Below are 12,293 nucleotides of genomic sequence, written 5' to 3' on the forward strand. Positions count from 1 at the left end.
TTGTCACAGATCCAGAATGACCCGGGGGCATGCCGCACGGGAAACGCAAACCATCATCAGCGCGTTCTGCTCGCGCTCGGCGGCGGTGAGAACGAAGTCTCGATGGTCGATTTGTCCGTCGAGGACCCTGGTCTCGCAGGTGCCGCATGTACCTTCTTCGCACGCGGCGTCGATGCCAATTCCATTGCAGCGGAGCACTTCCAGCACCGACTCGTCCGGACTCACCGTCAGGGTCTGTCCTGTCGATGCAACCTGCACCTCGAATGATCCGTGAAGGACGGGTTCGCCTGCGTCGCCCGGCGCGAACCGTTCGACGTGCAGTAGGCCGGTGCAGCGCTGCTCCACCGCATCGATCAGGGGTCCGGGGCCACAGCAGTACACCAGGGTCCCGTCCGGCAATCCATCCGGACCACCGAGCAGGGCATCTAGGTTGAGCAGGCCGCATGTGTCCTGTGGGTGGACGGCCACCCGGTGGCCGTGCTCGGCGACCAACTGCTCCACGAACGCCATCGACGTCAGACTGCGCCCACCATATATCAACTGCCAGTCCGCTCCAGCTGAGGATGCGGCAGTCATCATGGGAATCAGAGGGGTGATGCCGATACCACCGGCAATGAAGACGTAGCGTGGTGCCGGCACCAGGGGGAAATGATTGCGCGGTCCACGAACCCGAACGGTGCTCCCCAGCGGCAACTCGTCGTGAATGAACGTCGAACCGCCCCTACCGTCGGGCTCGCGGAGCACCGCCACCCGCCAGGATCGCCGGTCCTCCGGTGTACTACACAGCGAGTACTGCCGCACGAGCCCGTTGGGCAGGATCAGGTCGATGTGAGCGCCGGCTTCCCATGCCGGGAGGACATCACTGTCGGGATGGTGCAGATCGAGCAGGACGACCCCGTCCGCTACGACTTGCCGATCGGCGACGACCACTTCGAGATCCCGTTCGGGAGGCGCTGCTGCGGGCAACCTATTCTGCAGATCTGAGTACATCGTTCAGCTCGTCTCCGCGTGGACGAGCATCGTCACACCGCCGGTCGCGAAGTTCGCCAGGTCCGCCGAGGCGGCCTGCCCCTGGGGCGATTGGAGTGCCGCCTCCAAGTCAGGTCGGGAATCAAAGGCGAGTTCGGCAATCATGTAATAGTCGGGTGTGACCCCACCAAGGGGCTCGCACTTTCCGTAGGTGAATCGGACCACACCCGGAACGGTCTCCGCTAAGGGTGCATGCTTCGACGTGTAGTAGTCGTCGAAGGCTGAGGCATCCTGCGGCTGTCCGTAACACACTGTGAGCTTGTGCATTTCGTCATTCCTTCCAGTTATGGACGATCTGAGGGAAGCGGGTTGTCGGCCGGGTTCCATTCGACCAACAAGTTCTGCGGTCCTCGGAAGGACGTGTTGGGCAGATATTCGAACTCCTGGTCCGGTACAAGGCGCATATGGGGGAGTCGGCGTGACATCTCCTCCAGAACGATCTTCATTTCCAGACGGGCCAGCGGGGCACCGAGACAGGTGTGGGTGCCGAAGCCGAACGCGAAGTGTTGCTTGGCATTGCCTCGGTGGATATCGAACCGCTCGGGTTCGTCGAAGATTTCGTCGTCGAAACTACCCGACGCGGTCACCACCAGTACCTTCGCGCCTTCCGGGATCTCGACGCCTGCGACCGAAGTCGACTTGACACACAGCCGTCGCCAGGCCACCACTGAAGCGCTGTACCGCAGGCATTCCTCTACCGCGTTGGGAATGAGGGAGGGATCCTCGCAGATCTCGTCCCACATGTTTCGGTTCCGCATCAGCGTGAGCAGTGCGTTCGCTCCGGCGTTGCTCGTTGTTTCGTGTGCCGCGCTCGTCCCGCTCATCATCATGCTGACCAGGAATCGATCATCGATCGTGTCGGGATCCTGTTGGCTCGCCCGAATCGCGAAGGGAACCCAGCCCTCTACATCAGGGTTTTCTTTCAGCTTCGCAACGAGTTTCTTGGCGTGGTTGAAGTATTGCCCCATCCCGTCGCAGCCGGCGACCTGTTCCTCCTCGGTGGGGCGGCCGAATCCGAACATGATCTGCCCGACGGCGAACTGGCGCGCCTGCTCGATTTCGGTGTCCGGCACGCCCATGAACTTCAAGGCGACCGTGGCGGGGAACTCCCACATGAAATCGGCGACGAGGTCGGCATGCCCCTTCTTGACGAATTTGTCGATGTAGCGGGTGACGAGATCGCGAATGTACTGCTCCCATCCCCGCACGTTTGCGGGGTTGAGCGGTTCAGCCAACGCCCGGCGTCGACGCATATGGATCGGCTCGTCCTCGTTGACCAGGAACGGGCCCAGGTCGAACTGGTGCTCGACCAACTTCTGGATTGCCGGTTCGCGCAGCGGCGTAATGGGCTCCAGTGTCAGCGCCGCGGAGAACGAGGTCGTGTCCCGGAAGATCGCCTTGATGTCGGCGTAGCGTGTGACGACGTAGTAATCGAGGAGGGGGCTGTAGAAGACAGGCTGCTCGTGTCGAGCTTTCCGTAACGAACCGGCGGGGTCCTCCTGGTAGCTCCCACCGAAAGGATTGAAGTCGTGTGAGACCGGGCACTGTGCAGGGATGTTGAGAGCGTGGTCGGATCCTGTGGTCACCAATACTCCTAGCGTCAGTCACATAGGCTGTGACAGCGGGTGGACAGTAGATGGGAATGGTCATTGATTGTGTCGGAGATCCCAGAGCCACCCACGATGTGACCGGCGTCTCTCCGAGTATCGAAAGCCTACCTGCGGGCACTTGTGCCGGGTCAATCCACTTCGCGCACGCCTAGTGCGCAATTTGCGAAGCTGAGCGACTTCTCCGAGGAGTTGCGCCTGGGTAGCTACGTCGACCCGAAACCGAGGCGCTCGGTGAGCATGATTCGGCCGTTCTCGGCCGGGCGGGAATGGGTTGGTCACAGACTCCTCCGATCGGCGCCTTTCATGCTGCCGGGCTGCTGATCTTGACCAGATTGTGTGCCAGGAGCCCGTGGCCGACACAGATTTGACGTCTTCAGTGCTGTCGATGCGGGTGGTCCCAGCCGTATCCGCGTTTGAGGGCGCTATTCTGTCTTCTACTCCGGTGCGCCACTTAATTGTTCGTCGTAACGTTGGTCTGCGTTATCTCTTCTCGCCGGCCGGCTGAGGGTTGCCGTTGCGGGGGATGATCACGGTGCGCACGTCGAGGTCATGGAGGTCCGTCCTCGACGGCTTTCTCGCCGTAGCCGCGGTCGGCGGTGACCGTGCGTGGCGGGCGCCCGGCACGGGTGCGGACCGGATCCACCGCTGGGGCCAGTTGGGGTGCGTCGGCCGGTTGCCGTGTTCGACGTTGTGGTCCACGATCACGCCGTCGTCGCCTTCGACGAGCTGGGCCTTGGGGCCGAACTCGACGGGCTTGCCGAGCCGTCCCTCGGCGATGGGCCGAGCGGTGGGGTCGTGCAGGCTGTCCCTCCGGGTCGCTCCGTACGGGGGGTCTGCCCGGCGACGGTGACCAGGTCCACGGGGGTCGTCGATGGCGCGGGCCGACGTCCCAGCCTGCTGCCCGCGGCCCCGTGGTGCTCGCTCTGGGCCTTCCGGACTGTGGCCTTGGCGTGTGCCCGGCGCAGCGCTTGTTTCGCGTTGGTCAGCAGCCGTTCGGCATCGGTGGCGGCGGACACGGCCAGGTCGGCCAGCTCCGAATGTCGTGCGCCGGACCGCCGCCGGGACCTCGTCGCGATGCGCACGCTTGCCCGCCGCACGGGACCGGTCCCGCACCTGGGTCCGCGTCGGATTGTCCTGGCCGACAGCCCGGAGTCGGTGGGGTAGGACACGTTGCTGGGCACCACCGTCGTATCGGCCCGCAATTTGGTGGCGCGCAGCACCTTGACCTCGGCCGCCTTGGCCAACAGCGTCTCGTTCAGCCCGTCCACCGCCGCCGCGCCACAGCGGGTGGTCAGCTTCATCAACATCGGTCGGGTACGGCACCGACCCGCCCGAGGGAATCCGGCAAACCGCCGCCAGGGGAAGCGAGTCGCTCACCATTGCGCGGGAGGCTCTCGATACGACCGGTCGCGGCACAGGGTCTCGTGGCCGAGTCGGTAGCGGAACTTGCGGAACATCAGCCGGAGGGTGCTGGGCCGGCAGACTCGCACTGGGCTAACGGTCGAGGAAAGCGACAATATCGAGCCAATCATGTTACACAACAATTAAAGTCAACGTTCCAGCGACGGACGAGACAACGCGCACCCAGGCGCCGCCGGTGTGGGTAACAAGCGCCTCGAGCTCGGCGTGGCGTGGCGTCGATGCGACGTAGTCGACCGACGTCCTCGAAACTCACCGGCGGCCACCACGGCAAGAATGAGGGCGTCGATGCGACCGACCAACCAGTGACGGTTACCGCACCCGTGACCGGCAGGTATGTCTAACGTCTGTTGACTTCGGGGACCTCGTCACTCTGATGTGGTGTGGAGCAGGCGCGGTTTAGAATCGAGGGAAGATCCGAGGTTGGGGCGGTGAGCAGCAGTGCGGATGACTTTTCCGGGCCCGCTGACGGAGCCCCGGTCCCGTCCGCCACTGCCGACTCAGTGAGGTGCGAGGTGTCCGACGATGCCGGCAAATCTGTCGAAGGCGCAGCTCCGGAGGACGTCGCGATGGAGTTGGCAGGTGAAGGCTTCGATGATCTCCGTGTAGTCGGCCGTGGGGGGTTCGGCGTCATTTACCGCTGTCGCCAGCCCGCTCTGGACCGAGTCGTGGCAATCAAGGTGCTGATCGCGGACCCTCGAACTGCCGACCGTGCGGGGTTTCTTCGTGAGCAGCAGGTCATGGGCCGACTCTCCGGCCATCCGAATATCGTGCAGGTCCTCGAAGTAGGTGTCACCCGCACCGGTCGTCCCTACCTCGTCATGCCCTTCCACCGCCGTGACTCCCTGGAAGTGTGGATAAGCCGCAAAGGTGCCCGCACGGTCGCCGAGGCGCTCGACATCGGCATCAAGATGTCCGGAGCCTTGGAGACGGCACATCGTGCGGGCGTGTTGCACCGCGACATCAAACCGGCGAATATCCTGCTCTCTGAGTACGGCGAGCCCCAACTCACCGACTTCGGGATTGCGAGGTTGTCCGAGCAGCAGGACACCACCCGCAGCATGGTGGTGGGGTCTCCCGCATACACCGCCCCTGAGCTGCTTCACGGAAAACCGCCGACGATTGCTTCGGACATCTACGGCCTCGGTGCCACCTTGTTCACCACGCTGGCCGGTCGTCCGGCCTTCGGCCGCCGACGCGGCGAGGAGCTCTTCTCCCAACTGCTCCGGATCAGCACGGAGCCGATCCCCGAGATCAGTGATCGCACCGTCCCCGACAGCGTGCGCGCAGTGGTCGAACGGGCGATGGCACGGGATCCGTCCACCCGACCCGATACCGCCGCAGCGATGGGTGAGGAACTCCGTCATGTCGGCGCGGACCTCGGGTACTCCGTTCCGGACGTTCCCCTGCCGGTTGCATGGGACGACGACGAGCCTCTGGCACGACCGCCCGAGCGCGAAACCAGCCGCACCTACGTCCACGCCGAGCCCACGGCCCTGGAGAGCGGGCGACCCCGACCGCCGACCGTGGCCACGAAGTACCGTCCGCCGTCCCCGGGGCATCCGACGGTGCAGCGGACCCAGCTACTCGACCGACTCCGTGGCGAGATGGGTGTTCGACTCGTCCTGATCCACGGACCTGCCGGATACGGCAAGACCACCGTGGCCGCCCAATACCTCGAGGTGCTCGAAGGCGCAGGGCGGAAAACAGCGTGGCTGACTCTCGATGACGACGACAACACCCCCGCGTGGTTTCTCGCCCACCTCGCCGAAGCCATCGCATTACCGCTCCCGGGTCTCGCAGCGGAACTGACCCGCACTCTCGAAGTGCACGGTGGGGGCGCGGAGCGCTTCGTACTGACCACCTTGCTGAATCGAACCCATACTGCGGGCCACGCAGTAACGGTGGTTCTCGACGACTGGCACCGGGTCACGAACCCCGCCAGCCGGGATGTTGCTCGATTCTTGCTCGAACACGGTTGTCACCATCTACAGCTCGTCGTCACCAGTCGCACCAGACAGGGGTTGCCGCTGAGTGACATGCGTGTACACAAGGAGCTCGTCGAGATCGACACAGTTGCACTTCGGTTCGACCTCGACGAGTCCCGCGAGCTTCTCACGGTGACTGCCGGTTTACAGTTGGAAGAGAAGGCTCTCGCCGAACTGAAGAAATCAACCGATGGCTGGGTGGCTGCCCTTCAACTCGCCTCGCTTTCGCTGCGCGAACACCGCGATCCACAGGCCGCCATTCACCGGCTGTCCGGCCGACATCGTGCCATCGGCGAGTATCTCACCGAGAACGTCCTCGACATTCTCGACCCCGCATTGCTCGACTTCCTTCTGGCCACCTCGGTCACCGAACGGATCTGTGCGTCGCTGGCTACTGCATTGACCGGACATCAGCACACTCAAACGATGCTCGAGGACATCGAAGACCGGGATTTGTTCCTGATGCGACTCGATGAAGAGGGGCAATGGTTCCGCTACCACCACCTGTTCGCCGAACACCTGCAGCGCCGTCTGGAACGCAACGACCCCGCCCGACTAAAAGAATTGCACCGAAACGCATCTCGGTGGTTCGGCGGTCAACACCTGCTCAGCCCGGCGGTCAGCCACCTCCTCGCCGCCGGTGACAATGACGATGCAATCGCCGCAGTCGAAAGTGAAGCGCTCCTGTTGCTCGAACAATCACAGATGAGCACGCTGCTCGGCCTAGCTGCAAAGCTCCCCGTACCTGCCACTACGCATCCTCGCCTGCAGATGGCGCTGGCGTGGGCTCACGCCCTCCTGCACCACCCGGAGGCTGCGGTCGAGGCACTCAGTCACGTCGAGGCGGCACTGCCTGCGGGTTCTATCGACGAGGACGCCGACACTCGCGCGGAAGCATCTCTGATCCGGGCAGCCATCAGCATCCTCGACGATCGACTCCACGGCGTCGATGAGGCGATCGACGCCTGCATGGCTCGGGCCCACAGACTCCGGCCATGGGTTCTCTGCGGCACGGCGGATGCCGCCTCGTTCCGTTCGATCCACCGATTCGATTTTGACGAGGCACGGCGCTGGCAGCAATGGGCCCGCCCGCACCAACACCGGGCGGTCGGACCGTTCAGCGTCGTCTACGGGTACTGCCTGGACGGGCTGGCCTCACGGGAGCAACTCGATCTAGAAGGCGCTGAGGCCAGCCTCCGCCGTGCGGTGGATCTGTCAACGAACCCCGGCGACGATCTGTCCTACGGTTCGCGCCTCACCGCAGCGCTTCTCGGAGATGTGCTCTACGAACAGGGGAAGTTGGACGAAGCCGAACACCGTCTCGACCAGAGTTACGCTCTCGGCACCCAGGGCGGAACGGTCGACTTCTTGATCGCCACCTACGCTGTGGGCGCCCGCCTGAAGTTCCGGCTTGGTCGGCGCGACCAGGCAGTAGAGCGTCTGCAGGAGGGAGAACGACTCGCGACCCGGCTGAAGCTGCCGCGACTGAAGGCGCACATCACCAATGAGCGCATCCGCACCGAACTCGGGCCAGCGCATATCGGCCCTCCCCCCACCATTCCCGACCGGCTCGGACACACAGAATTGGACGGCATCAGTCGAATCACAGCTGAAATCATCGAGGAATCCTCCATTCGGCTACTACTCGCCGCCGGCGCTCATCACTCAGCGCGGCAAGCCTGTTCGCGAGCTCACCACCTCGCCGAGTCGATTGACACCAGCCAGCGACCCCGAGCCTCCCTCTATGCCCGTCTCTTGCTGACCGAATGCCAGGCAACACTCCGACCGCGCTCACAGGTAGAACACATACTGCTTCCACTACTCGAGCAGTGTGCGCGGGCCGGGCTTTTCCTACCGATCCTCGACGCAGGTCCAGCCATCTTCGGGATTGTTCAACACATCAGCGACACTCACGAGCTGAATCCCACGATCGCAGAATTTCTCGATCGTCTTTTGGACCTTCATCGCCGCTTGGAACCGTCGACCCACTCGTGAACTGGTGCTGTGCCGACAATCTTTGCCTGTCCCACGCGGAAAGTCCGACGGTAGACATGGAGATTGCCCTTACATCCACGCTGGAGTCGTGGGCGCTATCCCTACAATGTGTCGGGAATTGCTCAGCGAACTGAGGGCGTGTTCGGTGATGTCGAGGAGTGCAGCTTTGACGGAAGCTCGATCGCGAGCGTCCAGTGAGATGATCGGGACATCTTCGGCGACGGCCAGGGCCGCACGAAGCTCGACTGCGCTGTATCTCGGCGCGGTGTCGAACTCGTTGATCGCCACCACGAAGGGCATGTTTCGAGCTTCGAAATAGTCGACAGCGGCGAAACTTTCGACAAGTCTCCGGGTGTCGACCAGGATGATGGCTCCGATCGCACCGCGGACGAGGTCGTCCCACATGAACCAGAACCGATGTTGTCCTGGAGTCCCGAACAGGTAAAGGGTCAGGTCGTCGGCGAGCATGAGCCGGCCGAAGTCCATCGCAACGGTGGTCGTGCACTTCAGCGTGGCCGGCGTGAGGGTGTCGACTCCGGCACTGACCTCGGTGACAAGCGCTTCCGTTCGCAGTGGAACTATCTCCGAGACCGCGCCGACCAGGGTTGTCTTTCCGACCCCGAATCCGCCGGCGATGACCAGTTTCGCCGAAGTCATCCGGCAGGGGTAGCCCGATGTCGATCGCACTCCCGCATCGACCGCGCCGACCTGCACACCGCTCACGACAGTGTCGCCGACGTTCGGGGAAGCGCTTGAATTTCCGATCCGACGCGCTCGACCAGGACAGCCATCTCATAACCGACCTGTCCGAGGTCGCACTCCGCGGTGGTCAGAGCGGCGAGTTGGGCACCGTCACCGACGCTCATCAACAGTAGATAGCCATGCTGCATCTCGACGACCGATTGCAGCACTCGGCCTCCGTCGAAGAGGGTGGAAACACCGGTGGACAGGCTGGCGAGACCCGCCGTCACAGCGGCCAGTTGCTCGGCGCGGTCGAGTGGGAGATGAGCGCTCGCAGCCATCAGAAGCCCGTCGGCGGAGACGAGGACGGCATGGGCTACACGCGGTACGTCCTTGGCGAAGTTCGAAACCAACCAGTCCAGGGTGCCCCGATTTGTCATGAGAGTCCCTTCTGCGCTTCGAGTGTGGGGCCGAAGTCGCGATGGCGCCCAGCCCTGCCGTCCTGGACGCCTGCCTGGTGGCGGGCGAGGTTCTCGCGCACGGCGGCGGGCGTACGGAGTGGGGACGGGTGTGGCGCGAGGACATCGACGCTGCCGGGCACGAGTCGTCGACCGGGAATCCGCTGTGGCAGACCGGTGGTTGTGATGTCCGAGGATGACTCGCCGGCGCGTTGAGCGGCTGACCACCCCTCGTCGGCGCTCGACGCCCACTCCAGACTGTCGCGGGTGGTCGGATCGGTCAGCCATGCAGGCGCGATGCTCGCGAAGATCGGCGGTGGTGCGATCGGACTCGCGGAATTGTCCTCGTCGAAGACGCGGGGCTCGAAGAACGCGGTGGTCCGTGAACGGCGGAGTCGGTGTCGCGCGATGGGTTGGGGATCTTCGGTGTTATCCACCGCGGCGGTGTGGATTGGTGGCGTGCGGCCTGCGCCTATCGATGCGCCCGGGGTGCGGTGCGGAAGCCGCGGGTGATCCGAATCGTCGCTGCCTTCCTTGCCCCCGCTCTCAACCGGCGCGATCGCCGCGGGCTCAGTTGGGTTTGTGTTGTGCGGGTCCGATGTGGTCGACGGTGCGGCGATGAGTGCCGCCTGCTGAATGGCTGGGCCGCGCACTCGGCGATTGACGGATGCTGCGGCGGAATTGCCATTCCGGTCGGCTGCGGTGATGAGCAAGGCTCCGGGAATGGTCACGGTGACGGTGATCCCCGCGTTTCGGGTCATCTCCAGAGTGGCGCGGAGGGCGATGGTCATCGCGTGCCGGGCCGCGAGCGTGCCGACGACGAACAGCCCCATTCGTCGGGCGGTGTCTGCGCTGACCTCGAAGGTGCCGTTGGCGAGTCGCTCGTTGACGGCGTCGAGGTCATCTGGTGACATCCCGATTCCACGGTCGGCGACCTCGATCAGCAGCCCACCCTCCAGGGTGCGGGTGCAGTGGACGGTGACGGTGGTGTCAGGTGAAGAGAATTGCAGAGCATTGTCGACCAACTCGGCGAGGATTCGGACGAGGTCGGCGCCGGACGCCCCGGTCAGTGCAACGTCGGGGACGGTCTGTACCTGTACACGCCGATAGTCCTCGACTTCGGAGACTGCCGCGCGGACCGCGTCGGTCACCGGCAACGAAGGTTGACGAGTGCGCCGGTCACGGTTCCCGGCAAGGATTAGGAGATTCTCCCCGTGCCGTCGCATTCGGGTGGCGAGGTGATCGAGACGGAACAGATTGTCCAGTCGCGCGGCGTCTCGTTCTTCGAACTCGAGCTGTTCGATCAGTTCCAGTTGTGAGTCGACCAGTGAGCGACTCCGCCGTGCGAGGGTTTCGAAGACACGTGTCATTTGCATCCGCAGACGAGCTTGCTCTCCGGCCAAGCGCAATGCCTGGCTGTGGATGCCGTCGATCGCGCGGGCGACTTGCCCGATTTCTTCTGTGGTGTGCACGTCGATCGGTTCGATGTCGGGCGCCCCGATGCTGCTCTCGGTTTTCATGCGCGCGACCGCCTCGGGAAGATGGATGTGGGCAACTTCGAGTGCCCCTCGGCGTAATCGACGGAGAGGGGCCAGCAGCGATCGCGCGACCAGGACGGCCAGCACGACGGCCGTGAGTAACAGTCCCATCACCACGGTGGTGTCGCGCCAGGCGCCGATGCGTTGGGTGCTCGATTTGGCCGTGACGGCGTCGCTGAGCGCGGCCGACGCGGCGGAGACAGCCGTCTCGTACTGATCAATGCTGGTGAACAGCGACAGCTTGAGCTCGTCCAGGACTCGAGCGGCGTTTCCGGGTGAGTCGAGGCTCGCCAGTAGTCCGACGCGATCAGCGACCAGTTGCTGCAGCGCTGCGACAGCCTCTCGGTCGACGAACGGGAGTTGGGCGGCCTGTTGGAGGAGGACACCTTCCGTTTGCAGGTGGGCTCGGAGCGCCCCTGCCTCTTCTGCCAGTGCCCTGTCCGAGGCGTTCTCGTGCATCGGTGTTGCGGCGACCACGGCCAACCCCTCCGGAGAGAGCATCTTCTGCGCGGCCCACAGTCCCTCGAGGCCCCTGGCGTAGGCAGCTACATCGTGATCGACGATCGGCTCCATGATCGCCCGCACGGAAGCCCCCAGGGCGTTGCGGATGGCATCGAGTTGTTCGGTGAGTGCTTCCATCGCAGTCGGACCACGTCTTGCCTGTGTGCTCAGCGCCTGCGCACTGGCCAGCGCATCGGTCACGGTGCGCGCAGCATCATCGGTAAGGATCTTCGAGGGATCCAGCGATTCGACATTGCGGATAGTGGCATCCAGGTTGTCGATCAGGTCCGCGGTGACGGTGCGTTGCGCCAGAGTGCCTGTCACGACGGCCACGTCGGAATCAAGCTCGATGAGCAGTGGAACCACACGTATCCGGTCGGCCACGACGGTGAAGTCGGCAGCCTCACGAAGTCGCTCCTGAACTCGCAGTGCACCGAGTGATGTCGCTACCACAAACGGAACTATGAGGACCACGGCCATCTTCCAGCGCAGCGGCCACGACGAAATCGACACGACCGCAGAACGCGATGGCAAGCCGGTATCGATCACGACTCTCCTTGATGATTACCCGACCTATTGGTGTGGTTCGAGTCGAACCGCGCGCGGACCTGTCGCAACCGCCGCTGCTCTTCGGTTTCGTCCGGGACTACCTGCGGTCAGGCCGAGGTCTTGCCGGCCTGCCGAACACGTACCTGACTCGCGATTCCGGCCGCGGTGACCTGCACGAAGCTCCTCACTCGTGTCGCAAGACCAGGTCTTTCGAAGTGGGCAACCTGTGGAGTGGCGACGAAGAATTCGGCCAGTGCGTCCACGATTATCTGCGCATCCGGCGACGAACCGAACTCCGCATGCTGCTCCACGGAATCCCAGCCGACGCGCATGAGATAAAGGCCGTCGGTGTCGACGCTGCGAACGAGTTCCGCAGTCTTGCCGCCGTTGGCGGCAACGAGGTGCTTCTTCACACCGGCGAACGCTCGCTCGAAGTCGGATGTGCGATCGACTGCCACAGTGACGTGGGCGTGCTCGAAGATCATATTGTAACTCTTTCTCGCTCTGTGCAATTTCTGAAACGTG

Annotated in this window: 9 protein-coding genes and 1 pseudogene; 2 read left to right on the forward strand and 8 right to left on the reverse strand. The window is 63.8% G+C overall.

What is annotated here, in order from left to right; all coding sequences use genetic code 11:
- Window positions 1-3: 3 nt before the first annotated feature.
- Window positions 4-888, reverse strand: a complete 885-nt coding sequence (locus I1A62_RS01405) for a PDR/VanB family oxidoreductase (protein ID WP_257890513.1) — start codon at window positions 886-888, stop codon at window positions 4-6.
- Between I1A62_RS01405 and I1A62_RS45635 the strand changes: the two genes are divergently transcribed.
- On the forward strand, window positions 829-984 hold the full coding sequence (locus I1A62_RS45635) for a hypothetical protein (RefSeq protein WP_257890534.1): 156 nt from the start codon (window positions 829-831) through the stop codon (window positions 982-984). The genes I1A62_RS01405 and I1A62_RS45635 overlap by 60 nt on opposite strands.
- Before the next feature lie 9 nt (window positions 985-993).
- On the opposite strand, the gene I1A62_RS01410 is transcribed toward I1A62_RS45635, so the two are convergent.
- The 3 genes and pseudogenes from I1A62_RS01410 to I1A62_RS01420 form a co-directional block, all read right to left on the reverse strand.
- Window positions 994-1,296, reverse strand: coding sequence for an EthD family reductase (locus I1A62_RS01410; protein WP_219453613.1), 303 nt, complete (start codon window positions 1,294-1,296; stop codon window positions 994-996).
- Between the two features lie 17 nt (window positions 1,297-1,313).
- Window positions 1,314-2,615: a cytochrome P450 gene (locus tag I1A62_RS01415; protein ID WP_219453615.1), complete on the reverse strand. Its 1,302-nt coding sequence runs from the start codon at window positions 2,613-2,615 to the stop codon at window positions 1,314-1,316.
- A gap of 325 nt (window positions 2,616-2,940) precedes the next feature.
- Window positions 2,941-4,126: pseudogene (locus I1A62_RS01420) on the reverse strand (transposase); the annotation flags it as partial.
- A gap of 501 nt (window positions 4,127-4,627) precedes the next feature.
- Between I1A62_RS01420 and I1A62_RS01425 the strand changes: the two are divergent.
- Window positions 4,628-8,041, forward strand: a complete 3,414-nt coding sequence (locus I1A62_RS01425; RefSeq protein ID WP_219455000.1) for a serine/threonine-protein kinase — start codon at window positions 4,628-4,630, stop codon at window positions 8,039-8,041.
- Between the two features lie 69 nt (window positions 8,042-8,110).
- Here I1A62_RS01425 and I1A62_RS01430 read toward each other — a convergent pair whose 3' ends face one another.
- The 4 genes from I1A62_RS01430 to I1A62_RS01445 form a co-directional block, all read right to left on the reverse strand.
- Window positions 8,111-8,698: an ATP/GTP-binding protein gene (locus tag I1A62_RS01430; RefSeq protein ID WP_219453617.1), complete on the reverse strand. Its 588-nt coding sequence runs from the start codon at window positions 8,696-8,698 to the stop codon at window positions 8,111-8,113.
- Window positions 8,699-8,760: 62 nt separating this feature from the next.
- Window positions 8,761-9,162, reverse strand: a complete 402-nt coding sequence (locus I1A62_RS01435) for a roadblock/LC7 domain-containing protein (protein ID WP_219453619.1) — start codon at window positions 9,160-9,162, stop codon at window positions 8,761-8,763.
- Window positions 9,159-11,768, reverse strand: coding sequence for an ATP-binding protein (locus I1A62_RS01440; RefSeq protein ID WP_219453621.1), 2,610 nt, complete (start codon window positions 11,766-11,768; stop codon window positions 9,159-9,161). The genes I1A62_RS01435 and I1A62_RS01440 overlap by 4 nt, the downstream gene beginning before the upstream one ends.
- 107 nt (window positions 11,769-11,875) lie before the next feature.
- Window positions 11,876-12,253: an antibiotic biosynthesis monooxygenase gene (locus I1A62_RS01445; RefSeq protein WP_219453623.1), complete on the reverse strand. Its 378-nt coding sequence runs from the start codon at window positions 12,251-12,253 to the stop codon at window positions 11,876-11,878.
- Window positions 12,254-12,293 lie beyond the last annotated feature (40 nt).

It is taken from the genome of Rhodococcus sp. USK10 (assembly GCF_019378875.1).
GTDB classification, from domain to species: Bacteria; Actinomycetota; Actinomycetes; order Mycobacteriales; family Mycobacteriaceae; genus Rhodococcus_F; species Rhodococcus_F pseudokoreensis.